Source organism: Ruegeria sp. YTSC192 (assembly GCF_059609705.1).
The window spans coordinates 100,155-124,881 of sequence record NZ_JBXWMG010000002.1; the positions used below are offsets into that span (position 1 = coordinate 100,155).

At 60.1% G+C, this 24,727-nt stretch carries 30 protein-coding genes; 11 read left to right on the forward strand and 19 right to left on the reverse strand.

Features of this window, described 5'->3' with window-relative positions; translation table 11 throughout:
• Nucleotides 1–70 precede the first annotated feature (70 nt).
• Both AC2FD8_RS03720 and AC2FD8_RS03725 read left to right on the forward strand, forming a co-directional pair.
• On the forward strand, nt 71–625 hold the full coding sequence (locus AC2FD8_RS03720; RefSeq protein WP_496854099.1) for a YHS domain-containing (seleno)protein: 555 nt from the start codon (nt 71–73) through the stop codon (nt 623–625).
• A 108-nt stretch (nt 626–733) separates the two neighbouring features.
• On the forward strand, nt 734–1,300 hold the full coding sequence (locus tag AC2FD8_RS03725; RefSeq protein WP_496854100.1) for a TetR/AcrR family transcriptional regulator: 567 nt from the start codon (nt 734–736) through the stop codon (nt 1,298–1,300).
• Nucleotides 1,301–1,306: 6 nt separating this feature from the next.
• On the opposite strand, the gene AC2FD8_RS03730 is transcribed toward AC2FD8_RS03725, so the two are convergent.
• From AC2FD8_RS03730 to prfA, 3 genes are all read right to left on the reverse strand, one after another.
• Nucleotides 1,307–1,882: a DUF4167 domain-containing protein gene (locus AC2FD8_RS03730; protein WP_496854101.1), complete on the reverse strand. Its 576-nt coding sequence runs from the start codon at nt 1,880–1,882 to the stop codon at nt 1,307–1,309.
• Nucleotides 1,883–2,124: 242 nt separating this feature from the next.
• A complete protein-coding gene (gene prmC, locus AC2FD8_RS03735) occupies nt 2,125–2,970 on the reverse strand; it encodes a peptide chain release factor N(5)-glutamine methyltransferase (protein WP_496854102.1) in 846 nt (281 codons plus the stop codon).
• The gene (gene prfA, locus AC2FD8_RS03740; RefSeq protein ID WP_496854103.1) at nt 2,967–4,022 is read right to left on the reverse strand and encodes a peptide chain release factor 1; all 1,056 of its coding nucleotides are present in this window, start codon (nt 4,020–4,022) and stop codon (nt 2,967–2,969) included. Before prfA ends, prmC begins: the two co-directional genes overlap by 4 nt.
• Before the next feature lie 63 nt (nt 4,023–4,085).
• On the opposite strand from prfA, the gene AC2FD8_RS03745 reads away from it, so the two are divergent.
• Nucleotides 4,086–4,367, forward strand: coding sequence for a hypothetical protein (locus tag AC2FD8_RS03745; RefSeq protein ID WP_496854104.1), 282 nt, complete (start codon nt 4,086–4,088; stop codon nt 4,365–4,367).
• Between the two features lie 7 nt (nt 4,368–4,374).
• Here the strand turns inward: AC2FD8_RS03745 and AC2FD8_RS03750 are convergent, their stop codons facing one another.
• From AC2FD8_RS03750 to AC2FD8_RS03765, 4 genes are all read right to left on the reverse strand, one after another.
• Entirely contained in the window at nt 4,375–4,776 is a 402-nt protein-coding gene (locus AC2FD8_RS03750) for a DUF1499 domain-containing protein (RefSeq protein WP_496854105.1), read from the reverse strand.
• A 65-nt stretch (nt 4,777–4,841) separates the two neighbouring features.
• Nucleotides 4,842–5,789: an agmatinase gene (gene speB / locus AC2FD8_RS03755; RefSeq protein ID WP_496854106.1), complete on the reverse strand. Its 948-nt coding sequence runs from the start codon at nt 5,787–5,789 to the stop codon at nt 4,842–4,844.
• Nucleotides 5,790–5,891: 102 nt separating this feature from the next.
• Nucleotides 5,892–6,050 carry a hypothetical protein gene (locus AC2FD8_RS03760; protein WP_496854107.1) on the reverse strand — a complete coding sequence of 53 codons (159 nt, stop codon included), beginning with the start codon at nt 6,048–6,050 and terminating at the stop codon, nt 5,892–5,894.
• Between the two features lie 95 nt (nt 6,051–6,145).
• A complete protein-coding gene (locus AC2FD8_RS03765; protein WP_496854108.1) occupies nt 6,146–7,309 on the reverse strand; it encodes a M20 aminoacylase family protein in 1,164 nt (387 codons plus the stop codon).
• A gap of 66 nt (nt 7,310–7,375) precedes the next feature.
• Between AC2FD8_RS03765 and mazG the strand changes: the two genes are divergently transcribed.
• From mazG to AC2FD8_RS03780, 3 genes are all read left to right on the forward strand, one after another.
• Complete coding sequence (gene mazG, locus AC2FD8_RS03770; protein ID WP_496854407.1) at nt 7,376–8,221, forward strand: nucleoside triphosphate pyrophosphohydrolase; 846 nt, start codon at nt 7,376–7,378, stop codon at nt 8,219–8,221.
• A gap of 63 nt (nt 8,222–8,284) precedes the next feature.
• Entirely contained in the window at nt 8,285–9,223 is a 939-nt protein-coding gene (locus AC2FD8_RS03775; protein WP_496854109.1) for a nucleoside hydrolase, read from the forward strand.
• The gene (locus tag AC2FD8_RS03780) at nt 9,220–9,669 is read left to right on the forward strand and encodes a GNAT family N-acetyltransferase (protein ID WP_496854110.1); all 450 of its coding nucleotides are present in this window, start codon (nt 9,220–9,222) and stop codon (nt 9,667–9,669) included. Before AC2FD8_RS03775 ends, AC2FD8_RS03780 begins: the two co-directional genes overlap by 4 nt.
• On the opposite strand, the gene AC2FD8_RS03785 is transcribed toward AC2FD8_RS03780, so the two are convergent.
• The 5 genes from AC2FD8_RS03785 to AC2FD8_RS03805 form a co-directional block, all read right to left on the reverse strand.
• Complete coding sequence (locus tag AC2FD8_RS03785; RefSeq protein ID WP_496854111.1) at nt 9,666–9,836, reverse strand: hypothetical protein; 171 nt, start codon at nt 9,834–9,836, stop codon at nt 9,666–9,668. The two genes, AC2FD8_RS03780 and AC2FD8_RS03785, sit on opposite strands and share 4 nt — an antisense overlap.
• Nucleotides 9,837–10,056: 220 nt before the next feature.
• Entirely contained in the window at nt 10,057–11,334 is a 1,278-nt protein-coding gene (gene eno / locus AC2FD8_RS03790) for a phosphopyruvate hydratase (protein ID WP_496854112.1), read from the reverse strand.
• A 137-nt stretch (nt 11,335–11,471) separates the two neighbouring features.
• Nucleotides 11,472–12,350, reverse strand: coding sequence for a DMT family transporter (locus AC2FD8_RS03795; protein WP_496854113.1), 879 nt, complete (start codon nt 12,348–12,350; stop codon nt 11,472–11,474).
• Between the two features lie 135 nt (nt 12,351–12,485).
• Nucleotides 12,486–12,899 (reverse strand): Fur family transcriptional regulator, encoded by a 414-nt coding sequence (locus AC2FD8_RS03800; RefSeq protein ID WP_496854114.1) that lies wholly within the window; start codon nt 12,897–12,899, stop codon nt 12,486–12,488.
• Nucleotides 12,900–12,982: 83 nt separating this feature from the next.
• Entirely contained in the window at nt 12,983–13,687 is a 705-nt protein-coding gene (locus AC2FD8_RS03805) for an endonuclease/exonuclease/phosphatase family protein (RefSeq protein WP_496854115.1), read from the reverse strand.
• 158 nt (nt 13,688–13,845) lie between these two features.
• On the opposite strand from AC2FD8_RS03805, the gene AC2FD8_RS03810 reads away from it, so the two are divergent.
• Nucleotides 13,846–14,763, forward strand: a complete 918-nt coding sequence (locus AC2FD8_RS03810; RefSeq protein WP_496854116.1) for an adenylate/guanylate cyclase domain-containing protein — start codon at nt 13,846–13,848, stop codon at nt 14,761–14,763.
• On the opposite strand, the gene AC2FD8_RS03815 is transcribed toward AC2FD8_RS03810, so the two are convergent.
• On the reverse strand, nt 14,739–16,157 hold the full coding sequence (locus tag AC2FD8_RS03815; RefSeq protein ID WP_496854117.1) for a protein adenylyltransferase SelO: 1,419 nt from the start codon (nt 16,155–16,157) through the stop codon (nt 14,739–14,741). The genes AC2FD8_RS03810 and AC2FD8_RS03815 overlap by 25 nt on opposite strands.
• Nucleotides 16,158–16,243: 86 nt before the next feature.
• Here AC2FD8_RS03815 and AC2FD8_RS03820 point away from each other — a divergent pair, with 86 nt between their 5' ends.
• Entirely contained in the window at nt 16,244–16,666 is a 423-nt protein-coding gene (locus tag AC2FD8_RS03820; protein WP_496854118.1) for a cupin domain-containing protein, read from the forward strand.
• Between the two features lie 89 nt (nt 16,667–16,755).
• Here the strand turns inward: AC2FD8_RS03820 and AC2FD8_RS03825 are convergent, their stop codons facing one another.
• The 3 genes from AC2FD8_RS03825 to AC2FD8_RS03835 all read right to left on the reverse strand — a co-directional run bounded on the left by AC2FD8_RS03825 (nt 16,756) and on the right by AC2FD8_RS03835 (nt 18,667).
• Nucleotides 16,756–17,217: a hypothetical protein gene (locus AC2FD8_RS03825; protein WP_496854119.1), complete on the reverse strand. Its 462-nt coding sequence runs from the start codon at nt 17,215–17,217 to the stop codon at nt 16,756–16,758.
• A gap of 10 nt (nt 17,218–17,227) precedes the next feature.
• On the reverse strand, nt 17,228–17,509 hold the full coding sequence (locus AC2FD8_RS03830; RefSeq protein ID WP_496854120.1) for a hypothetical protein: 282 nt from the start codon (nt 17,507–17,509) through the stop codon (nt 17,228–17,230).
• Between the two features lie 84 nt (nt 17,510–17,593).
• Nucleotides 17,594–18,667 (reverse strand): anhydro-N-acetylmuramic acid kinase, encoded by a 1,074-nt coding sequence (locus AC2FD8_RS03835; protein WP_496854408.1) that lies wholly within the window; start codon nt 18,665–18,667, stop codon nt 17,594–17,596.
• A 293-nt stretch (nt 18,668–18,960) separates the two neighbouring features.
• On the opposite strand from AC2FD8_RS03835, the gene tyrS reads away from it, so the two are divergent.
• A complete protein-coding gene (tyrS, locus tag AC2FD8_RS03840; RefSeq protein WP_496854121.1) occupies nt 18,961–20,211 on the forward strand; it encodes a tyrosine--tRNA ligase in 1,251 nt (416 codons plus the stop codon).
• 146 nt (nt 20,212–20,357) lie between these two features.
• On the opposite strand, the gene AC2FD8_RS03845 is transcribed toward tyrS, so the two are convergent.
• Entirely contained in the window at nt 20,358–21,131 is a 774-nt protein-coding gene (locus tag AC2FD8_RS03845; protein WP_496854122.1) for a hypothetical protein, read from the reverse strand.
• Between the two features lie 199 nt (nt 21,132–21,330).
• On the opposite strand from AC2FD8_RS03845, the gene AC2FD8_RS03850 reads away from it, so the two are divergent.
• Entirely contained in the window at nt 21,331–22,086 is a 756-nt protein-coding gene (locus AC2FD8_RS03850) for a 3-hydroxyacyl-CoA dehydrogenase (RefSeq protein ID WP_496854123.1), read from the forward strand.
• Here the strand turns inward: AC2FD8_RS03850 and AC2FD8_RS03855 are convergent, their stop codons facing one another.
• Complete coding sequence (locus AC2FD8_RS03855; RefSeq protein ID WP_496874285.1) at nt 22,087–22,413, reverse strand: winged helix-turn-helix transcriptional regulator; 327 nt, start codon at nt 22,411–22,413, stop codon at nt 22,087–22,089.
• Nucleotides 22,414–22,538: 125 nt separating this feature from the next.
• Between AC2FD8_RS03855 and AC2FD8_RS03860 the strand changes: the two genes are divergently transcribed.
• Nucleotides 22,539–22,826, forward strand: coding sequence for a putative quinol monooxygenase (locus tag AC2FD8_RS03860; RefSeq protein WP_496854125.1), 288 nt, complete (start codon nt 22,539–22,541; stop codon nt 22,824–22,826).
• 42 nt (nt 22,827–22,868) lie between these two features.
• Here the strand turns inward: AC2FD8_RS03860 and AC2FD8_RS03865 are convergent, their stop codons facing one another.
• The gene (locus AC2FD8_RS03865) at nt 22,869–24,677 is read right to left on the reverse strand and encodes an ABC-F family ATP-binding cassette domain-containing protein (RefSeq protein ID WP_496854126.1); all 1,809 of its coding nucleotides are present in this window, start codon (nt 24,675–24,677) and stop codon (nt 22,869–22,871) included.
• Nucleotides 24,678–24,727: the final 50 nt, after the last annotated feature.

Sequence of the window (24,727 nt, forward strand, 5' to 3'; positions counted from 1 at the left end):
GCTCCATGAGTTATGTACTAATTGGTACCCAATAAAAGAGCCCCAACAAAACAACAAAGGGAAGGTATCTATGAAACATCTCATCATGGGCGCTGTCTGCGCCATTGCGGTGGCACTTGGCGCTCAGTCCGCGCAGGCCGAATCCGCCGCGTTCAGCGATCATGTCGTGAACTCAACCAGCCGTGGCATCGCCATGGATGGCTTTGATCCGGTGGCCTATTTCATCGAAGGCAAACCGGCCAAAGGAGTGATGGAGCATCGCACCGAATACAAAGATCGTATCTGGGTGTTTTCCAGCGCCGACAACCTGAACCTGTTCAACGAAAACCCTGAGGCCTATGCGCCGCAGAACAACGGTTGGTGCTCATGGGCCGTGGCCAATGGGTATGCCGCCGAGGTCGATTTCGTGAACGGCTGGTTCATCCACGAAGACAAGCTGTACCTCAACTGGTCCGAAGAGGTGAAAGAGCGCTATCTGAAGGATATGGACAATATGCTAGCCCTGACGCAGGCTAACTGGGATCAGGTGCATTCCGGACTGCAGGACGGTACCGCCAAATTCTTCCCGCATTCCGCCAAACCTGAATTGGGATTCATCCACCCACAACCCCTGCCTGAATCCTGATCAAGCAGGCAGCAATTGTCCTTGATTACAACACAGGATACGTTGCTTTTGTTGGAGCCGTCCGGAACGATCCGGACGGTTTCCTTTCGATAAAGAAGCGACCTGAGCATGAGCAGACCCAGAGAATTTGAAGAAGCCGCCGCGCTGGAAGGCGCGATGGTGACCTTCTGGCAGCATGGTTATGCCGGCACGAACCTGCCCGACCTGCTGGATGCGATGTCTCTGACGCGTGGCTCTTTCTACAAGGCGTTCGTGGACAAGCATTCCGTCTATCTGCGCGCCATCGACCACTATGCCGAAACACGGATGAATATCGCGCTGACCGCACTGACTGATCAGGCAAACGGTACGCCGATGGACAGATTGACGGCGCTGTTCATGCGGACAGAGTATCACCCGGCAAAACCTTCCCGGAAGGTGGGGTGTTTTGTCTGCAACGCCATGGTGGAAATGGCGCCATTCGATCCCGAAAGCGCCAAACGCTGCGCCCGAGTTTCGGACCGTCTGTGCCGGGACCTGCGTTCGGTTCTGAAAGAGATGCATCCCGACGCCTCGGATGCAATACTTAGTCGAAAATCAGCCGCGTTAGAGCGGCTTTATTTCGGCTCCCACGCGATGGGCCGCATGGGAGGATCGTTTCAGCAGTGGTCCGAACTGCTGTCCGACCTGCTCTGAACCAGCTTATTCAGCCGCTTCGGGCGCGTCCCCATCGGTTTTTGGCGCTTCCTCAGCCGCAGGTGCAGCTTTGGGCTTGCGCGGGGCACGCGGTTTGCGCGCAGGCTTTTCAGCCTTCTCGGGGGCCTTGGCGCTCTTGTTCTCGGGGGTTTCGACCAAGCCGCTTTCCGGTGCAGGCTCGGGCGCGCCGAAATCCATCACATCGGGCTGTGGGGTCTCAGCCGGGTCGGCCTGTCGCGCGGCTTCACGTTCCTGACGCTCAGCGCGTTCACGGTCACGCTCGGCCTGCCGTTCGCGGTTCTGGCGCTCCTGCTCTTCGCGACGCGCTTCAATCTCGCGCTGTGCATCGCTCAGCATCCGCAGATAGTGCTCGGCGTGTTGCTGAAAGTTCTCAGCCGCGACACGGTCGTTGGACAGCTGGGCATCGCGCGCAAGCTGGTTGTATTTGTCAATGATCTGCTGCGGCGTGCCACGCACCTTGCCCTCGGGGCCCGAGCTGTCGAACACCCGGTTGACGACATTGCCGCCAGACGGACGATTGCGGTTGTTTTTGGCCCGCGAGCGGGATTTGGAAGATCTCATCTTACTTTACGTCAGCCTTGTCAATTCGCTGCCGATCAACCCGTACCTTACGCTGCTCAGAGGCCTGTCCCGTAACGTGTCATCGGCTATTTTGGGCTTGGCGTCAGGGGCGCGCTGAAACAGCGTCAACCTCGCCGACTAAATCTGAGTAAACATGTCCTGCCGCCACAGACAAGGGGTTTCTGGGAAATTTCGCAGCTTTTTTACAAAGACCGGCGTTTTTCGGCCTCAATGCCCGTCGCTCAACCTGGAATTCTGCCCAAAACAACGCGATCTCGCCCGTCCAGATCAGGAATGACACGGATATCCGACAGGCCAGCGGCATCGAACAAAGCAGACACATCCCTTGCCTGTGTCGGACCGATTTCAACCATCAAGCGCCCGCCCTCGGTCAGGAAATCCGGCGCGCCTGCCGCGATCCGGCGATAGGCGTCCAGCCCATCCCCCTCATCGGTCAAAGCCATGCGCGGTTCATGTTCGCGCACTTCGGGCGACAGGGCCTGCATTTCAGACAGCGCGATATAGGGCGGGTTAGAAACGATGAGGTCAAACTGCCCTTCAATCCGCTCGAACCAATCCGAGCGCACAATCTCGGCCCGGCCCTGTACCTTGTGCTGCACCGCGTTGGCGCTGGCCTGCAAACAGGCTGCTTCGCTCAGATCCACCCCAAGGCCCGTGGCGCTGGCGCGTTCGGCCAGCAGCGTCACCAGAATGCAGCCCGAGCCGACCCCAAGGTCCAGAACATGGTCAAAAGGCTCGCTCAGCGCGGCCTCGATCAGCGTTTCGGTTTCCGGGCGCGGGTCCAGCACATCGCGGCTGACGTGGAAAGTGCGGCCATAGAACTCTCGCTCACCCAACAGATGCGATACAGGCACCCGGATTGCGCGCAGCGACACCAGTTGCTCATAGCGTTCGGCGATGTCGGGCGACAGTTCCTCGGGCGCGATCAGCGTAACGCGGCTGGCCTCAATGCGGGCCGCGTGCGCCAACAGGACCCGCGCGTCGCGGGCCGGGTCGTCGACCCCTGCAGCGCGCAACCGGGCTGTAGCGGCGGCCATGGCCTTGGCGGCAGTCAGGGCCGCAATCATTGCGCCATCTCGGCCAGCAGCCGGGCCTGATCATCCGCGGTCAGGGCGTCGATCACCTCATCCAGATCGCCCTGCATGACCTGATCCAGCTTGTAGAGCGTCAGGTTGATACGGTGATCCGTCATCCGGCCTTGCGGGAAGTTGTAGGTCCGGATCCGCTCGGACCGATCGCCCGATCCCACCTGACTGGCCCGATCCGCCGAACGTTCACTGTCGATCCTCTGGCGTTCCAGATCATAGAGGCGTGTCTTCAGCACCTGCATCGCGATCTCGCGGTTGCGGTGTTGCGATTTCTCGGAACTGGTCACCACAAGGCCGGTCGGCAAGTGGGTAATCCGCACAGCCGAGTCGGTGGTGTTCACGTGCTGCCCCCCGGCCCCGGACGACCGCATCGTATCAATGCGAATGTCATTGGCGTCGATCTGGATGTCTACATCCTCGGCCTCGGGCAGAACCGCGACCGTCGCAGCCGAGGTGTGAATCCGTCCGCCGCTTTCGGTTTCGGGCACGCGTTGCACACGGTGTACGCCGGATTCGTATTTCATCCGTGCAAAGACATTGTCGCCCTTGATGTGGGCAACGACCTCTTTGATGCCACCAAGATCCGAGGCCTGTTCTTCGATGATCTCAAACCGCCATCCCCGCGCCTCGGCATAGCGTTGGTACATGCGCAGCAGGTCCCCGGCGAACAACGCCGCCTCATCCCCGCCGGTGCCGGGACGGATTTCAAGCATGGCCGGGCGCGCATCCGCTGCGTCCTTGGGCAGCAGCGCCAGTTGCAGCGCATGTTCGGCCTCGGGGATACGAGACTGAAGCTGGGGGATTTCCTCCTCGGCCAGTTCCTTCATATCCGGGTCGGCCAGCATCGCCTCGGCCTCGGCCAGATCCGTGACCAGCTGGCGCCAGGACAGGATCTGATCGACCACCGGCTTTAGGTCGGAATACTCTTTGGCCAGGGTCGCAATATCCCCGCCCGAGGCGCCATCGGCCATGGCGGCTTCGAGGTATTGGAAACGCTGGGTTATCTGCTCAAGGCGTTCTTCGGGGATCATCCGGCGGGTGTCTCTCAATCTGGGGCTTTGGTCAAGGGCCAGCCTTATGCTAGGGTTCCCGGCATGAAGGGGTTGGTTTTCATTTTATCACTGCTCGCACTTCCCGCCATGGCCGACTATGTTGGGCCGGATGGCAAGGTGCGCGATTGCTATTGCACCGACACGTCAGGCTCGCGGATCGAGTTGGGACAGATGATCTGCCTGCAGGTCGATGGCCGAATGTTCACCGCGCAATGCCAGATGTCGCTGAATGTGCCGATGTGGCGCGAGGTGCAGGAAGGATGCCTGTCCTCAGAATTGGACTGGCCCGATCTGGATCAGACCCTCAAGACATCCGCGTCCTGAACGCTGCCTACATCTGCGCCAGCCAGCCATCAACGCGGGCCTTGTTCACCCCGAAATCCTTGCGGCCAAAGCGCAAGCGGCCATGGATGCGCAGCACGTCTCCGTCCTGCTGGACTGTGGTGTAGTCGGGAAATCCGATGATCCTGGTGCGGGTGATATAGGTGATCCGCCCCTCACTTACCGACCCAGCCAGAACGCTTGTACGCGGCCCGTTGCGGGCAATGGCATCCAGTGCCGCCAGTCCCCCGGGTCCGGTTTCAACGACGCGCAGAACACCGCCTTGCAGATCCTGGTTGGTCTCGGCCCGAGGGGCGGTGTGCCAGTCCGCCGGATCAGAAGGCGCAAACCGGATATAGGCCCCCAGCGCGATCACCAGACCAACAACACCCAAAATCAGCATGCGTTTCATTCCGTCTCTGTCCCTTTCCTGAACCCTACGCGGAACAGGTGCCGTTTCAAGGCGAACCCGGACAGCTACCGTGACGTCACGCCGGGCAGAATGCACAAAAGCTCGAACAGAAGGTTGGCAGCCGTCAGCGCCGTGTTCCCCGACGGGTCGTAGGGCGGAGAAACCTCGACCAGATCGCAGCCCACCACGTTCACCCCTTGCAGCGCGTGGATGAGCTGTAGCGCTTGCGGGGTTGTCAGCCCTCCGATCTCGGGCGTGCCGGTGCCGGGGGCGTAGGCCGGATCCAGACTGTCGATGTCATAGGTGATATAGACCGGGTGATCGCCGACCGTCTTTCGGATTTGCGAGCCGATCTGCGTGAGGTTCTGCTGCCACAACTCCCACGCGGGGAATTGCTGGAAGCCCCAGCCTCGCGCCTCGGTAAAGTCGGTTGAGGCATAGCCCGAGCCGCGAATGCCGATCTGAAAGGTCTTGTCGGGAACGATCAGCTTTTCCTCATAGGCGCGGCGGAAGACGGTGCCATGGGTCTCACGCTCGCCAAACATCTCGTCGTTTACATCCGCATGGGCATCCACATGCACCAAGGCCACCGGCCCGTGTTTGGCGGCGATCGCGCGCAGGATCGGCAGGGTGATGGAATGATCCCCGCCCATCGCCACCGGGATCACATTCTGCGCAAGAATGCCGTCATAGCTGTCCTTGATGATCTTTAGGCTTTCCGACAACGAAAACGTATTGATCGCCAGATCGCCGATATCAGCAATCTGCAATGTGTCAAACGGAGCAGCGGAAGTCGCCATGTTATAGGGCCGGATCATCGCGCTTTCACTGCGGATTTGCTTGGGTCCGAACCGCGTACCCGACCGCCACGAGGTGCCGATATCCATCGGTATCCCCAACAGCGCCACATCCAGCCCCGCCAGAGAACTCGCCTGCGGCAGCCGCATGTACGTGCTCGGCCCGGAGAACCGTGCCAGATCATTGCCGCTGATCGGTTGGTTATACTCAGTCATGTGCAGTTGGTTCCCATCCCTTCAGATCACGTCTCTCAGCACTTAGCGGAAACTTGGCTAACCATTGGTTAACATGCATCGATCCTCGTTTACTTTTTTCGCTCACTTACCGCCCCTGCCAGAAGACAGTTGATCCGCGTCTGGATCAAGGGCTAACCACCCCAAAACCGGCGTTCCCGTACCCGGCACAAAGGCCGGGTCCAGACCGGTGATGTTGCGCTTCGGATAGACGGGGCGGCCGCCGAAAGTGATCAAAGCCACACCGTACACCGGAATGGTGCGATTCCACTCGATCCGCCTATCGGGAGAGGCGAAGATATTGGCGTAATCGCGCCAGTCAACGACGGACAGCCCTATCAGCCCAGCGGCTGCGCCTTTTCCACGATCCGGGCAAAGAACGATGCCCCGACCGGCGCGATATCATCGTTAAAATTGTATTTCGGGTGATGCAGCCCGGCGCCCTTTCCCTGCCCCAGAAACAGATACGCCCCTGGACGCGCCTGCAGCATGTATGAGAAATCCTCGGCCCCCATTTCACGGCCCATATTGTCAATAACGCGGTCGTCCCCCGAAACCTCGCGGGCCACATCCGCAGCAAAGCCCGCTTTCTCGGCGTCATTGATCGTTGCCGGATAGCCGATCTGATAGTCCAACCTCGCCTCAACCCCGTATGAGGCCGCCTGCCCCGCCACGATCTGCTCCATCCTCTCGATCACCATCTTCTGAACAGTTGGATCAAATGTGCGGACAGTGCCGTTCAGGTAAGCCGTATCCGGGATCACATTGTTCACCGTTCCGGCGTGAATCTGCGTCACCGAGATGACAAGATCCTGCACCGCATAGTGGTTCCGGCTGACAATCGTCTGGATCGCCTGCGCAATCCCGCACGCCACCATCACCGGGTCTTTTGTCTGGTGCGGCATCGCTCCGTGACCGCCCTGCCCCTGTATGTGGATCTCGAACGTGTCCACGGCCGCCATGATCGGCCCGGCAGTCGTGTAGAAGGCCCCCTCGGGGTTACCCGGATCATTGTGAATGCCATAGACCTGAGAGATATCGAACCGGTCCATGATGCCTTCCTGCACCATCACATCCGCGCCACCGCCTTCTTCTTCGGCCGGTTGAAAGATCAGCGCTACACGACCCGTGAAATTCCGCGTCTCGGCCAGATAGCGCGCTGCCCCCAACAGCATCGTGGTGTGCCCGTCATGCCCGCAGGCATGCATCTTACCAGGGTTTTTTGAGGCGTATTCAACACCCGTCTCCTCGGAGATTGGCAGCGCGTCCATATCGGCCCGCAACCCGATGGTCGGGCCGTCGCCTTGCCCGTTGATGATCGCCACCATCCCGGTTTTTGCGATGCCTTCGTGCAGCTCATCCACGCCGAATTCGCGCAGGCGTTCGGCCACGAAGGCAGCGGTCTCGTAGCATTCGAACTCCAGTTCAGGGATCGTGTGCAAGTGCTGCCGCCACTTGGCCATATCGGCGGCAAAATCGGCAATTCGGTTGACGACGGGCATCTGGGGTGGACTCCTGATCGGGACTGCGGAATGGATGCATCTGACACCGGAACGAAAGGGTTCGCAATGGCCGAAAATCCTCTGATCCATGACAGCGATGCGGGTATCGAGCGCCTGCTGGAAATCATGCGCCGCTTGCGCGACCCGCAAACCGGCTGCCCGTGGGACATAGAACAGGACTTTTCGACCATCGCCCCTTACACGATCGAAGAGGCTTATGAGGTCGCCGATGCCATCGAACGGCAGGCCTATGATGAGCTGAAGGGAGAGCTGGGCGATCTGTTGTTCCAATCCGTCTTCCACGCGCAAATGGCTGAAGAAGCTGGGCATTTCACCTTTCAGGACGTGGTGCGCACCATGTCCGACAAGATGGTCGACCGTCACCCGCACGTCTTCGGCGACGAATCTCGCGACAAATCCGCCGAGCAGCAAACGCAGGATTGGGAAACCATCAAAGCGGCGGAACGCGCAGGCAAGGAACAGAAAGGCGCGCTCGACAGTGTCGCCGCCAACCTGCCCGCCTTGCTACGCGCCCACAAACTGCAGAAACGCGCCGCACGAGTGGGATTCGACTGGCCCGATGCCAGCCATGTCCTTGCCAAGATCACCGAAGAAGCCGCCGAGCTGGAAGAAGCGCGTAACGCCAAGGACGCCGACGCGCTTGAGGATGAATTCGGCGATCTGCTCTTTGTAATGGTCAATCTCGGGCGGCATCTGGGGATCGAACCCGAGGCCGCTTTGCGCCGCACCAACGCCAAGTTCACCCGCCGCTTTGAACAGGTCGAGGCCCGCCTGGCCGCGCGTGGCAAGACCCCCTCACAAAGCGATCTGGCCGAGATGGACGCGCTGTGGGACGAAGTGAAAACCGAGGAACATCGCGCGAATGGCAAACTCCCGCCAGTTGGCGCCTGAAACAGGTGGACAAGTCGCGTGACACTTGCGACTGTCCGACCTTCACGCTCTCCGGAGACACCAATGCCCCGCAAAATCATTATCGACACCGACCCTGGTCAGGATGACGCCGTCGCCATTCTTCTGGCGCTCGCCAGCCCCGAAGAGATCGAGGTGCTGGGCATCACTGCCGTCGCCGGAAATGTGCCGCTTGAGCTGACTGCCAAGAACGCGCGGATCGTCTGTGAACTGGCCGGCCACACCGAGGTGCCGGTCTATGCCGGATGCGACCGTCCGCTGAACCGCCCCCTGATCACGGCCGAGCATGTGCATGGCAAAACCGGGCTGGACGGTCCCGTTCTGCCGGATCCGCAGATGCCTTTGACCGAGGGCCACGCGGTTGATTTCATCATCGACACCCTGCGTGCTGAGGCACCGGGAACTGTCACGCTCTGCCCGCTGGGGCCGCTGACGAACATAGCCACCGCCTTCCAAAAGGCCCCCGATATCGTCGACCGGGTGCAGGAAATCGTACTGATGGGCGGTGCTTATTTCGAGGTTGGGAACATCACGCCGACGGCTGAATTCAACATTCATGTCGACCCGGAAGCCGCTGATATCGTGTTTAAATGCGGCAGACCTATCGTGGTCATGTCGCTTGACGTGACCCACAAGGCGCTGGTCACCAAGCCGCGTAACGATGCGTTCCGGGCGCTTGGCAACAATGCGGGTATTGCCGTTGCAGAAATGACGGACTTTTTTGAACGGTTCGACAAGAACAAATACGGCAGCGAGGGCGCTCCGCTGCACGATCCTTGCGTCACGGCCTACTTGATCCGGCCTGAGTTGTTCACGGGCCGCCATGTGAATGTCGAGATCGAAACCCAATCCGAGCTGACCCTTGGCATGACCGTCGCAGACTGGTGGGGCGTGACCGACCGCACGCCCAACGCTCTGTTCATGGGCGATCTGGATGCTGATGGTTTCTTCACCCTTCTGACAGAAAGGCTGGCCCGCCTATGACCGCCGCTTTAAGACTGGCTCGCCCCGAAGACCTGGACCGCCTGATGGCGCTTGTCTCTGCGTTCCACAGCGAACAGGGGATCGCACAGGACGCTGACCAACGGCGCGAGGCGCTGGTGCCTCTGCTTGAAGGCATCCCCCATGGCTGCATCTACCTGATCGGCCCGGGCCGCGCGCCTTTGGGCTATATCATCCTGACCTTCGGCTGGTCGGTTGAATTTGGCGGCATGGACGGGTTCGTGGACGAAATCTACATCCGCCCCGCTGTCCGCGGCCGCGGAATCGCAACCGAGGTTCTGCTGGAACTGCCCAAAGCCCTGGCCGAAGCCGGGCTGACCGCCTTGCACCTTGAAGTCGACCGAACGCATGAGGCGACGCAGAAACTATATCTGCGCACCGGCTTCAAACCACGCGAGCGCTACATGCTGATGAGCAAAGCGCTTTAGCGCGACTCGCCCCGGAAAACCACACTCGGGTTATAGTACATCTCCTGCACCGGATCGTCGGAGGAGACCTTTTGCCCTGTGATCGGATAGGTCCCCGGCCCTGCACAGGCCGTCAGAAATACAGTGCTGAAAACTGTCGCTACGAGAAGGAATTTCGAACCAGTCATGGTGTGCTCCTTTCTGTAATGACTTCAGTATAGAACACGAAACCGTGAGCTCTGTGTGATTAAGTTCACACATAACATCCAATAAGTCTCTAATTACCTGCAAATAGAGCGAATTCTCTTAGCCGAAGGAATTCACAGTCGCAGCCGTCCTATTGCTATCAAAAAAGCCCTCTTTCCGGGGAAAGAGGGCCTCTAACAGAGTTCAGAACCGGTTCTAAAATCACCGTTTCAGGATCGACGCCCCGGCATATTCCGCAACTTCACCCAGAGATTCTTCGATCCGGATCAGTTGGTTATACTTGGCCAACCGGTCCGAACGCGCCAGCGATCCGGTTTTGATTTGTCCGCAATTGGTCGCCACGGCCAGATCGGCAATAGTGGCATCCTCGGTCTCGCCCGAACGGTGCGACATCACGTTGGTGTAACGCGCGCGGTGCGCCATATCGACGGCGCGCAAGGTTTCGGTCAGCGATCCGATCTGGTTCACCTTGACCAGCATCGAGTTGGCGCAGCCACGCTCGATCCCTTCGGCCAGGCGTGCAGGGTTGGTCACGAACAGGTCGTCGCCCACCAGCTGCACCTTGTCACCGATGGCATCGGTCAGGGCTTTCCAGCCATCCCAGTCATCCTCGGACATGCCGTCTTCGATCGAGATGATCGGATAGTCCGCAACCAGCGCCGCCAGATAGGCCGCGTTTTCTTCGGACGACAGCGAGATGCCCTCACCCGCCAGAACATATTTGCCGTCCTTGAAGTATTCGGTCGCGGCGCAATCCAGGGCCAGATGGATTTCCTCGCCCGGCTTATAGCCCGCCTTTTCGATGGATTTCAGAATGAAATCCAACGCTTCGCGGGTCGAGGCGATGTTCGGGGCAAAGCCGCCCTCGTCGCCCACACCGGTGGCCAGACCTGCGGCCGACAGCTCTTTTTTCAGCGTGTGGAACACCTCGGAGCCCATACGCACGGCTTCGCGGATATTCGCAGCCGAGGTCGGCATGATCATGAATTCCTGAATGTCGATCGGGTTGTCCGCGTGCTCACCACCGTTGATGATGTTCATCATCGGCACCGGCAGCACACGGGCCGAGGTGCCGCCCACGTAACGATACAAGGGCTGTGTGGTGAAATCCGCCGCTGCTTTCGCCGTTGCCAGCGAGACACCCAGAATAGCGTTTGCGCCCAGACGGCCTTTGTTGTCGGTGCCATCCAACTCAATCATCGCCTGATCGATGGCCACCTGCTCGGTCGCATCAAAGCCGACCAGTTCTTCGGCAATCTCGCCGTTCACGGCGGCCACGGCCTCCAGCACGCCTTTGCCCATATAGCGTGATTTGTCACCGTCGCGTTTCTCGACCGCCTCATAAGCGCCGGTCGACGCGCCCGAAGGCACAGCCGCGCGGCCCATGGTGCCGTCTTCCAGAATTACGTCCACCTCAACCGTCGGGTTGCCCCGGCTGTCCAGAATTTCGCGCGCGTGGATGTCGATGATGGTGCTCATGAGGTCCATTCCTATGGCTGCAATCAGTTGCACGCCTCATAACAGCAACCGGCGAAAAGTAAACCGGTTGCGTTATCGCTAACACGCATATTTTCCTGCGTTTAGGGCTAACAGTTTGCTGTTTGCGCCAACACCGATCAGGCGGCAGCCAACTGCCGGGCCAAGCGACGCTCGCGGACAAAGGTGTACAGGCCCGACCCGATGATCAGCGTCGCGCCGGCCAAAGTCATCGCATCAGGGCGTTCGTTGAACATCAAGACGCCTGCAATCATCGAAAACACCAGTCGCGTATAACGGAACGGCATCATGGCCGAGGCCTCGCCCACCCGCATGGCTGACACAATGCCGTAGTAACCCAACATGCTGAAAATCACAGCGGCCAGATAAGGACCAACCTGCGCCGCCTGCACCGTGGCGTAAGACTGACCCGTCGACAGCATTAACACCAGCCCCGCCAGCGTAGCGGCGATATAGGCCTGCAACGCGACAACCGTAGACGCAATCCGCGCATCCAACCTGCGCGTGATCAGATCCCGCGCCGCAATGAAGACGACGGTCGCCACAACCAGCAGCGTTTCGGGCTGAAACCCCTCAAGGCCCGGGCGAATGATCAAAAGCACGCCGATGAAACCGACCCCAATGGCGCTCCACCGCCGCCAGCCGACCTGTTCGCCCAGAAACAGCGCAGCCCCCATGGTCACCACCAGCGGCAGAACCTGAAATACCGCCGCAACCGTGGACAGATCGATCAGCGACAGCGCGGTCACGAACAACACCGCGCCCAGCCCCTCGCACGCTGCGCGCGCGATCGGCAAGAGGGTCCATGCTGCGGGGTCAAAGATCCGCTTGCGCGTCACCACGGACAACAGCGCAAAGGCCAAACCGCAGAATACGCCCAGCACAATCAGAATCTGCCCGGTCGATACCGCGACCGACAGGTGCTTGATAAACATATCTTCGACTGCAAAAGCTGCCATCGAGCCGACAAGCAGCAGAATGCCGTTTACGTTGTTCATGCGCGTTTCCGTTGGGACAGGCCGGTGACGTCAGGCCCTTTTATCAGCAGAACAACATCTTTCCCGACATCGCAAGCCTGATTCCGACAGCTTCGATGAAGTGCCGTGATGCGGTCAATCGCGGTTGCTGATGGTTCAGTCCTTGTCCAGCGGCACGCCATACAGCTCCAGCCGATGACCCTTGAGCTTGTAGCCCAGCTTGGCCGCGATCTTTTCCTGCAGCGCCTCGATCTCGGGGTCGACGAATTCGATCACTTCGCCCGATTGCATGTCGATCAGGTGATCATGGTGGTCGCGCTCGGCATCCTCATAGCGCGCGCGGCCGTCGCCAAACTCCAGCCGCTCCAGAATGCCGGCCTCTTCGAACAGTTTTACCGTGCGGTAGACGGTGGCAATCGAGATGCCCGAATCCAGGGCCGACGCACGGGCATAGAGTTCCTCGACATCCGGGTGGTCCGCGTTCTGCTCCAGAACCTGCGCAATGGTGCGCCGCTGGCCGGTCATGCGAAGGCCCTTGGCTTCACAACGCGAAATGATCGTATCCGGCATGATGCCCCTCAGAAACTGCTCGGGTTTCTGTCTTAGTATGTCCGCCCGCGCCGCGCCACAAGAATTCGACATACCGGTGCAGATCATCCCGCCCGGCGCAGATCGGCCCAGATCGGCAAGTGGTCCGATGCGATATGGGCCGGACGATCTTCATGCACGCCATGGGCCTGCACCTCGACCCCTTGCCCCAGAGCGATCCGATCCAAGGCGCCCAAAGGTTGCGCGGCGGGAAAGCTGGGGATCGGCGGCAAAAACCGCATCTCGGGCACGAGGTTGTCCAGCACAGGTGAGCGCGACCATTCGTTGAAATCCCCGGCCCAGACTGTAGGCATATCCTCGAGTTTCGAGCCGAACTGGCGGATATGGGTGATCTGCCGACGGCGGGACGCGGACAACAGCCCCAGATGCATGCCCATGACCCTGAGCGGCCCTATGGGGGTATCGAACTCGACCCGTACTGCGCCGCGGGGCTCGAACCCCGGCAAGTCGTGATGGCCGGTCTGACGGACCGAGATCGCATCGCCCCGCCAGATCACCGCATTCCCGTGCCATCCCAGGCTACCGGCCCCGCCCAGATCGACGATCTGCCATCCAGCTTCATCCAACATGAACTGCGGCAGCGCGGCAGGCCGTGGCGGCAGCCGCTTGTCAGCCTCCTGCAGCACGACGATATCGGCACGCATACCTTCGAGAACCTGGAGGATGCGCTGTGGTTGACGCCGAAGATCAAGGCCGACACATTTCTGAATATTGTAGCTGGCAAGCCGCAGAACAAAGGGTGTTTTCATGTCGCTTTTCAAGGTCAACGGCACCAATCTGGAACCTTTTTGAACGGGCGCGGTATTGCAATACCACGCGCGTTCCCTCAAAGGTCTATGAGCATTACACTAAATAAGTTTACACGAAATGACGCGGGGTTAAACTGCCGCAAAAAGGAAACCCGCCCTTGGACGTTGAATCCACATTCGCCACGATGATCATTGCCGATATCGTGGGCAGTACGCCGCTATACAAGGCGGTGGGTGATGACGAAGCCCAGCGCCTGATCCAGCTTGAGATCGACCGCCTGCGCTCGGTCCTGCAGGAGTTCGGCGGCATTCCGGTCGGGCAAAAGGGCGACGACGTTCTCAGCTATTTCGAGAATCCAAGCTCGGCCTACAATGCAGCCCTGAAACTGATTGAGCCTTCGACCCATACACCGCTGTCGGTCCATGTCGGCGTGCATTGCGGCCCCATCGTGATCGGCAAGCGCGGCATCTATGGCGAGGCCGTCAACGTGACCGCCCGCTTTGCGACCGCCGCCAATCCGGGCGAGGCCTGTTTCAGCCAGGGCATCGCCGTCTTGTTACCCGCCGATCTTCGGCGCACGCTGACACCTCTGGGCCAGCTCAGCCTGAAAGGGCTGTCCGAGCCGCAGACGGCCTATTCCCTGATCCACCCCGAATCCGATTCGATCTCGCAGACGCGTCTGCCGCAGAGTTTTGGCCGCACCGAAGAGAACTGGCAGCCCCGCGAAGGTCTGACCCTGATCCTGCGCCACGAAGACCGCGTCTGGCGCTGTCTTGGGAACGGAGAGTTCAAGATCGGCCGTGCGCCCGATTGTGATGTGGTGCTGCCGCAGTCCTGGATCTCGCGCCTGCATGCGGTTCTGTCCATGAAGGCCGGCAAGCTGATCCTGACAGACCGCAGCACTTCGGGCACCTACGTGAAATCGGAATCCGGGCGGGAAATCCAGCTAAAGCGCGAATCGGTCATGCTGGCCGATAGCGGCCTGATCTCACCCACCCTGCCCATCGACATGTCCGAGACCTGTCTGCAATTCGAGCTTCTTGGCCGCAATCAGGTTCCGCAGAACGTGGCCTGAACCACCTCATTGTCGTTTGGGGGCCGTGTTAGGTCGGCATTCTCGGGCTGATCCTCAAACGGGCGTGACAACACATCGTTCAAACGGTGGAACGGCGCATAGTCCCCCTTTACAGCCGCTTCGATCATCTGCTCAACACGGTGGTTGCGTGGAATGAAGGCCGGGTTTGTGGCGGCCATCACCCCTTGCGGGTCCGCCTCACGCGATATACGCGCCTGCCAACCCTCAGCCCAGTTGTCAAACGCCTCGGGGTTCGTGAACTGGTCCCGCGCGGTCTCTCCGCCCAGCGCCCGGAACATGTTGGTGAAATCCGCCTGCTCTTCGGCCATACGCTTCAACAGGTCGGTGATCAGCTCAAGATCGCCCTCCTCCTCCTGCGTCAAACCCAGTTTGGCACGGAAGCGACCCAACCACGCCTGCTGCAACAGATCAGGCATGGCGTGTACGATCTCGGTCGCCTCTTCTACACCGTCCTGAGGGTCATCATATTGCTGGATCAAAGACGTCGCCAGTTGCGCCAGATTCCACACCGCGATTTCAGGCTGGTTCGAATAGGCATAGCGCCCCATCCGGTCGATCGAGCTGTAGACCGTATTGGGGTGGTAGCTGTCCATGAAGGCGCAGGGACCATAGTCGATAGTCTCCCCCGCGACCGAGGAATTGTCTGTATTCATCACCCCATGAATGAACCCAACGCTCATCCACGCCGCGATCAACTTCACCTGCGCATCGCGAACGGCCCGCAACAGGCCCATTGGCCCCTGGGCCTCGGGGTAGTGGCGCTGAATGGCATAGTCGGTCAGCTGTTTCAGGCTTTCGACCTGCCTGCGTCCGGCAAAGACCTGAAACGTGCCTACGCGCAGATGGCTCTGCGCCACACGGGTCAGAACCGCCCCGGGCATCAGCCCTTCACGGTAAACCGCTTCACCCGTCTCAACCGCTGCTAAAGCGCGCGTGGTTGGAATGCCCAGCGCATGCATCGCTTCTGAAACAACGTATTCCCGCAGCACCGGCCCCAACCATGCCCGCCCATCGCCTTGCCGCGAATAAGGCGTCCGGCCCGAACCCTTGAGCTGAATGTCACGGCGTATCCCGTCTTCGCCCACAGTCTCACCCAGCAAAACCGCACGGCCATCCCCAAGCTGAGGATTATAGGTCCCGAACTGGTGCCCCGAATACAGCTGCGCCAAAGGCTCTGCCCCGTCGGGCACGGTATTCCCTGCAAAAACCCGCGCCATCTCCGTCACATCTCCGGGCGTGACGCGCAAAATACGCGCCAACCCTTCGTTGAACGCAATCAACTGCGGCTCTTTCACAGGGACCGGAGACTGCCGCGTGAAAAAGGCATCTGGCAAACGGGCATAGGAGTTATCAAAAGGGATCATAAGGGTCATGGCGCAAACATATGACCTCAGGCGATGATTGCCATAGCGGATCGTGTGAACCCATGCATAATCGCGCAAAAACCAAAGGGCCAAACATGACCGCGCAAGAGATCATCGACCACCTGAACCTGCAAAAACATCCCGAAGGCGGCTGGTACCGCGAGACCTGGCGCGCACAAAACGAAGGCCGCGCCACGGGCACCTGCATCTACTTCCTGCTAGAGGCCAAAGAAGCCAGCCACTGGCACCGCGTCGATGCGACCGAGATCTGGCTCTACCACTCAGGCGCACCTCTGATCCTGTCGATCAGTGAAACCGACCAAGGCCCCGCAACTGACCACCTTCTCAGCCCCAACCTGTCCGAAGGCGCGCCGCAACTGGTTGTCCCTGAAAACCACTGGCAAGCGGCCCGAACGACCGGAGAATACACGCTGGTCAGCTGCACCGTCTCCCCCGGTTTCGAATTCGAAGGTTTCGACCTCGCCGCCCCCGATTTCGACATCCCGCGAAACCGATAGCCCAAGGGATCCAGACTTCATCTGGCTAAAAATACCTCGGGGGAGTCGCGCAAAGCGCGGCGGGGGCAGCGCCCCCACCCCCCTCCCAGTTATTTCTCAGCCCGGTTCTTCAAAAGCGCCGTCAACAAAGGTACCAGCAACGCTGGCAGCGAGCCCAACGGATTTGCGCCGATACTCTTGACCGCCTGTACCACCTCACGCGCCTCAGTGGCCATCTCTTCCATCTCGCCTTCAACGTCCGCGATCGCCATGTCACGCACCTCTACCGCCGGGGCGATTTCACCCTCGACACTGATCCGCCGCGCAAACAGAACCAGCAGCGCCGCTAAAACCATGTTCCCGGCCGCCAGTAGGCCAGCCGCGCCAGCAGATGACATCCAGGCATCCAGCGCGAAAAAGATGGCAACATTCAAGGCAACCAAACCGGCCAGCGCCGCGATACCCGCCAGCACCATCAGAATCGTCTGCTGCTGCATCACCGCAAGACGCCGACGCGCGATCAGGCGTTCCGTGCGATAGATCGTTACAAGATTTCTGCTAAGTCTGCTCATCTCACCCTCTCTACCTGCTGGCCCGACCGACCATATAGCCAAGCGAGAACGCAATCAGCAGAACCGTAATCGGATAGTCCTTCTGCAAGCGCCCGAACTCGGCAACGACGTCCTCACCCATGGCCTCGACACCGGATAGATCAACGCCATGCTCTTTCAGCAATCGGCGAATCTCATCGCTCGTTTTGGTCGGGACCTTTTCTTCGGCATCCGCCTCGGCGCTCTTCTCCAACTTCGCGTTGCGCGCGCGCAACGCCTCAAGTTCGGCTTCCAGTTCCGCTTTTGTCGCCATGAAACAAGACCTTTGTTGAAACAATTTTACACAAGCGTTGCACATTTAGACCCGCTCTTGAACCACTTGTCCCAAGTTTCCAGCTTAGCTGGCCTGATCCACCGAGACCCGACTGACAATGCCACCGCCCACCAAAGCCTGCACCCCCGTCGTTCCAGGGCATGAGGTCGGCAAACCTCGCGCCACGCGGACCGCGAGGTAGGCGAAGGCCTGAGCTTCGAGCATGTCGCCGTCCAACCCTACGGCCTCAACCGGCTCGACCGGGCAATCCAACGAAACGCGCAACATCTCCATCAAAACGGGGTTTTGCCGCCCTCCGCCGGTCACCAGCACGCGCGCGGGGGGCTTAGGGCAATGCTGCATACCCTGCGCCACACCCGCCGCGCACATCGCGGTCAGGGTCGCAACTGCATCTGCGTCGCTCAACGCCTGCACCAGACGCACCATCTCGGCAAAGTCGTTTCGGTCCAGGGATTTGGGCGGTATGCGCGCAAAGAATGGCTCGGCCAGAAACAGCTCAAGCGCACCGGTTTCCACAGTGCCGCCGCGGGCCACTGCACCGTCGCGATCCATCGGCTGGCCCAAGCGGGCCTGCATCAGATCATCCACAGGCGCATTTGCCGGGCCGGTGTCAAAAGCCAGCAACGCTCCGGGCGCTTCGGGGCCATCAAAGGACGGGTCTACATAGGTCAGATTGCCGACACCGCCGAGGTTCAGGAAACACAGCGGCTGCTGCGCATCGATCCATTTGGCACAGGCGAAATGGAAAAACGGGGCCAGAGGCGCGCCCTCGCCGCCCAAAGCCACATCATCACTGCGGAAATCCCAGACAACCGGCAAACCCAGCGCCTGCGCCAGCCCGACGCCATCGCCCACCTGCAAGGTGCCGCGCCCGCGCGGTTCATGTGAAAGGGTCTGGCCGTGAAAGCCGATCAAATCCACCTCTTCGAATTCCGACAGGGCCTCGGCATGGGCGACCGTCACCAACTCGCCCGCAACCTCGACATCGGGGCCTTGCCATTGCCCCAAGGCGGCCCGGATCACCGCGCGTTCGGCCTCGGAATAGGCGCGGTAGCCGGTTTCACCAAAGCTGAAGATCCGGTGACCATCGGTTTCGACCACGGCCGCATCCACGCCATCCATCGACGTTCCGGACATCGCCCCAAGCGCACGGATCGGCCCTTGTATTTTGCTGGACTGCCGCACGGTTGCCTCCTGCCAGTATCAGACGCCGCACATACCCTCTGAACAATCAGAGCGTGCAACGGCGCCAACCTGCCCCGCCTATGGCAGACAAGGCAAGCGCCTTGCACCCGAGATGCAAAGAATTCTGCCTTGCGCGCCCTACATGCGACGCTGGCCAGACGTGTTTTTCGGCGCAAAAGGCACCTTCCCCTTCCCCACGCCGCCGCCTATACAGTGCCCCGCAACAGTAACCCCGAGGGCACGATATGACCTACCACCCCAAATCGGATTTCATCGCCACGATGATCGAGCGCGGCTTTCTCGCCGACTGCACCGATTATCAGGGCCTTGACGACGCGCTGATTGACGGGGTGCAGACGGCTTATATCGGCTATGACGCCACTGCCCAGTCGCTGCATGTGGGTCACCTGATGAACATCATGGTCCTGCGCTGGCTGCAAAAGACCGGTCACAAGCCGATCACCCTGATGGGCGGCGGCACCACCAAGGTGGGCGACCCCTCGTTCCGCTCGGACGAACGCCCCCTGCTGGGCCCTGAACAGATCGACGCCAATATCGCGGGGATGCAGAAGGTCTTCGCCAAGTACCTGTCTTACGATGACAGCGACACTGGCGCGCTGATGCTGAACAATGCCGAATGGCTGGACAGCCTGAATTACCTCGATTTCCTGCGCGACATCGGGCGGCATTTCTCGGTCAACCGGATGCTGTCTTTCGAGTCCGTGAAATCCCGGCTGGACCGCGAACAATCGCTGAGCTTCCTCGAATTCAACTACATGATCCTGCAGGCCTATGACTTCCTTGAGCTGAACCGCCGCTATGGCTGCGTTTTGCAGATGGGTGGCTCAGATCAGTGGGGCAATATCGTCAACGGTATCGACCTGACGCGCCGCGTATTGGATCACGAGATTTACGGCCTGACAACGCCTCTGCTGACCACCAGCGACGGCCGCAAGATGGGTAAATCACAGGGCGGTGCGATCTGGCTGAACGGCGATATGCTGTCGCCCTATGAGTTCTGGCAGTTCTGGCGCAACACCACCGACGCCGATGTGGGCCGCTTCCTGAAGATCTTCACCGAGCTTCCGGTCGATGAGTGCGACCGCATGGGCGCGTTGCAGGGGTCCGAGATCAACGAGGCCAAAATCCGCCTCGCCAATGAGGTCACAACCCTTCTGCATGGGGCAGAAGCCGCTGCCACAGCCGAGGCCACGGCCCGCGAAGTGTTCGAAAAAGGCGGCGTGGGAGGAGACCTTCCGACCCTCACACTCAGCGCGGATGAGCTGGGCGATGGCATGTCCATCGTGCAGTTGATCGTGAAATCCGGTCTGGCCAAGTCCGGGAAGGAGGCAAAGCGCCTGATCTCGGAAAACGGGGCCAAGCTAGACGATGCGCCGCTGACCGATGCAGGCCTGATGATAGACGCGGGCGCGCTGTCTTCGCCGATCAAACTGAGCGCGGGTAAGAAGCGCCACGCGCTGGTTCAACTGGGCTGATCCCTTATCAACCCCGGGCGCAAAGATTACATGCGCCCGGGGCTTTGCTTGGCAACCTCGCCAATGCGAAGACTGCCGGTCTGATCTAGCAGCATAAATTGGCCACCACAGTAACTGGTCGCGTCTCGGACCGGCTAAACGGCTTGCTATTTTTTGCCCTTGCCGCCGCCTTTACCGTCGCCGCCCTTGCCGCCGCCTTTACCGTCGCCGCCCTTGCCGCCGCCTTTGCCGTCGCCGCCCTTGCCGCCACCTTTGCCATCGCCGCCTTTGCCGCCACCTTTACCGTCGCCGCCTTTGCCGCCACCTTTACCGTCGCCGCCCTTGCCGCCACCTTTACCGTCGCCGCCCTTGCCGCCACCTTTACCGTCGCCGCCCTTGCCGCCACCGCCTTTGCCGTCGCCATCACCGGGGCCGTCACCACCGCCATCACCGGGGCCATCTCCACCACCATCACCGGGGCCGTCACCAACACCGTCACCGGGACCGTCACCACCACCGTCACCGGGACCGTCACCACCACCGTCACCGGGGCCTTCACCACCACCTGTGTCACCGCCGCCTGACGGACCACCTCCGCCGCCATTGCCTGGACCATCAGACGATTTGTCCTCGCCCCGGTTCGAGGTCACTTGCACACTCGCCGTGGGCAAATCGGTCAGCAACGTGGTCAATCCCGGGCATTGCGCACCCGTCACGCGTAAAGTGGTTTCGAAATCCGCACGCCTTTGCAGACGTTCCAGAAAACTCGGTGTAACCTGCGCGCAATCGCACAAACCCGCGTAATCTCCGGCATTGGCGAGATCACGCGCTGTTTTCCAATTGCAGGTTTCTGGCGCGGCTGCTGCGCTTCCGACCATGAACACCCCGACAAACGGCGCAATCGCAAGCGCGCCAAGTTTTTGCTTCGTACTCTTTAACATTTCAGCACCTCCTGACGAAAAAACACCCGACCGCGTCAGGTTGTTCATTCACGAGTTGGCGATCTTCCGTGAAGTAGATCTGAAAGGTTTCTGAGGATTTCTTCAGAACCCAACGCAGGGTCCAAAGGCAAACCTATAGACAGGGCGCGGCTAAACTGTTTATTGAACATATGTTCATTAACCCGCGAGGAGGCCCACCATGATCCTGTCCGACACCGCAGCCATCATCACCGGCGGCGCGTCCGGTTTGGGCGAAGCCACCGCCCGGCACTTTGCCGCGCAGGGCGCTCAGGTCACGCTGCTGGATCGCGATGCAGACCGAGGCGCGAAGGTCGCCGCCGAGATCGGAGGGTATTTCACTGAGACCGACGTAACCCAAGAAGCCTCGGTTAAAGCGGCGGTCGAGCTGGCCACCGACAAAATGGGCAAGATCACCGCTGCCGTGAATTGCGCCGGTATTGCGGACGGTATCAAAACCGTTGGGCGCGACGGCCCGCACCCTCTGGACGCGTTCCAGCGCACCATAGACATCAATCTGGTGGGCAGTTTCAATGTCGCTCGTCTGGCCGCGGCCCAGATGGCCTTGAATGAGCCCGACGCAGAAGGCGCCCGAGGTGTCATCATCAACACCGCCTCGATCGCGGCGTTCGACGGGCAAAAGGGTCAGGCAGCCTATGCGGCGTCAAAAGGCGGCGTCGTCGGCATGACGCTGCCCATGGCGCGCGATCTGGCCTCAACCGGTATCCGCGTGATGACCATCGCGCCCGGTATCTTCATGACACCGATGCTGGCCGGTCTGCCGGAAGAGGTGCAGGCCCAATTGGCCGCCGACGTCCCGAACCCACCCCGCTTAGGCGACCCGAAGGAATACGGACGCCTCGCCGCCTTCATCGTCGAGATGGGCTATCTGAACGGAGAGGTCATCCGCATCGACGGCGCGCTGAGGATGCGGTGATCATAAGACACGGCTCTGACCCCAATTGGCAAGCGCTTCGATCACGGGGCGCAGAGCCTGCCCCTTGTCGGTCAGGCTATATTCTACTTTTGGTGGGACTTCGGCGTATATTTCCCGATGCACGATCCCGTCAGCTTCAAGTTCACGCAGCTGTTTGGTCAGGCTGCGCTGCGTGACGGTGCCCAAAGCACGGGACAAGGCATTGAATCGCATCGTCCCACCCAGCAAGTGATAGATCACCAAACCTTTCCACTTACCCGATATCTGTTCCAAAGAGGCCTCGACGGGACATCCCCCGCTGCAATCATATCTCTCGAACCGGTCCATCAACCCTCACCACTTTAATTTCGGTATACTTTTGGTACCTACCATCACAAATAGTGCGTACTTGCGCATTAGATATTTAAGCCACATACCCTTTGGTATCTCAACTCAAAGCTGATGGAGACACCATGGCATTGACCATTCTCGCCCAGATCACCGCACAACCCGGCAAAGAAGAACTTGTGCGCACCGAACTGGAAAAACTGATCCCGATCACGCGTGCTGAAGAAGGATGTATCCAATATGACCTGCACGTGGACAACTCCAATCCCGGTTTCTTTGTTTTTTATGAAAACTGGGACAGCAGGGATCTGTGGCAAAAGCACATGAACGCGCCCCATTTGGCAGCTTACATGCAGGCGACAGATGGAGCGGTGGCCGATTTTACGCTTTTTGAACTCAGCCGGGTCGGCTAGGGCTCAATGTGTCGGGGCTCACCGGCGTGACCCCGACCTCCATCAGGCTCCTTCAGCCTTTTCTTCCAGCAATAGCCACTCTTCCTCGGCCGCCGACAGTTTCTCCTGCCGTTCGACCAACGCCTCGGTGGCTTTCTGGAACTTGACCGGCTCGCGCGTGAACAGGTCGGGGTCGGCCATCAGCTCTTCCAGCTTGGCAATCTCGGCCTCAAGCCGCGCGATCTCGGCCGGGAGCTTCTCCAACCGGTGCTTTTCCGAGAAGGACAGCCCCGATTTCGGCTTGACCTCCTGCTTCACCTTTGGCTTGGAAGCTTTTGTTTTGTCTTCTTTCTTGGGGGTCAAGTCACCCCGCTGAGCGATATAGTCCGACCACCCGCCCGCATAGACGGTCGCGCGGCCATTGCCCTCCATCGCGATGGTCGTGGTGGCAATGCGGTCCAGAAAATCGCGGTCGTGACTGACCAGCAGAACCGTGCCGTCATAATCGTCTAAAAGCTCTTGCAACAGGTCCAGAGTTTCCACATCCAGATCGTTGGTCGGTTCGTCCAGCACCAACAGGTTCGACGGTTTCGCCATCAGCTTTGCCAGCAGCAAACGCGCTTTTTCCCCGCCTGACAAGGATTTGACAGCCGCTCTTGCCTGCCGTTCATCGAACAGGAACTCTTTGAGATAGCCCACAACATGCTTGGGCTGCCCGCCGACCATGACCTGATCGGCCTTGCCCGACACTCGCATCTCGGGGTCGCCGGTCAGGCTGTCCCACAGGGTCATCTCGGGGTCCAACTGCGCACGGGTCTGATCGAACACCGCGATCTCCAGGTTGGTGCCCAGCGTCACGGTGCCTTCATCCGGGGTCTCCTGCCCCAGCAGCATCTTCAACAGAGTGGTTTTGCCCACCCCGTTCGGCCCAACAAAAGCAACCCGGTCGCCGCGCTGCGCCAACAGATCAAAGCCGCGCACGATCTGCTGATCACCATAGGCTTTCGACAGAGCTTTGGCCTCGATCACCTTGCGCCCGGATTTCGGCCCGGCCTCAAGCGACATAGCGGCTGAGCCCTGACGTTTGATCTGTGCCGACTTCTCGGCCCTCAAGGCCTGCAACGCCCGCACGCGACCCTGATTGCGTTTGCGCCGCGCGCTGATCCCCTCGACCGCCCATTTCGCCTCGGACTTGATCAGGCGATTCAACTTGTGGCGCTGCTGATCTTCCTCTTCCCAGACCTTGTCGCGCCAAGTCTCGAACGCCTCAAACCCCTGCTCTTGCCGCCGTACCATGCCCCGATCAATCCACAGGGTCGCACGGGTCAGTGCCCGCAGGAATGCGCGGTCGTGCGAGATCAGCACATAGGCGGTTCGCGTCGCGCCCAATTCACGCTCCAACCACGCAATGGCTTCGATATCCAGATGGTTGGTCGGCTCGTCCAGCAACATCAGGTCCGGCGCTTCGGCCATCAGCTTGGCCAAAGCCGCCCGCCGCCGTTCCCCGCCCGAGGCGGTCTCAACTGCGCGCGACGGATCAAATTTCAGGCCCTCGCCTGCGCGTTCGACCTTGTACAGCTCGCCCGGCTCCAACCCGCTTGAGGCATAATCGCCCAGCGTCGCGAACCCCTCCATCCCCGGGTCCTGCTCCATATACCCGACGGACTTACCCGGAGGCACAACGATTTCACCCTGATCCGCCTCAACCAGCCCCGCCATCACCTTCATCAAAGTGGACTTACCCGAGCCATTGCGCCCTACAAGCGCAACTCGATCACCCGGCTGGACCACCAGATCCAAACCGGAAAACACCGGATCACCCCCGAAGGTCAGGGAAATGCCGGACATCTGCAACAAAGGAATTCTCGCCATGCCAGCCAGCTAAACCGGCAGGGCTGGCGCGTCAACGCCCACACCTTCTT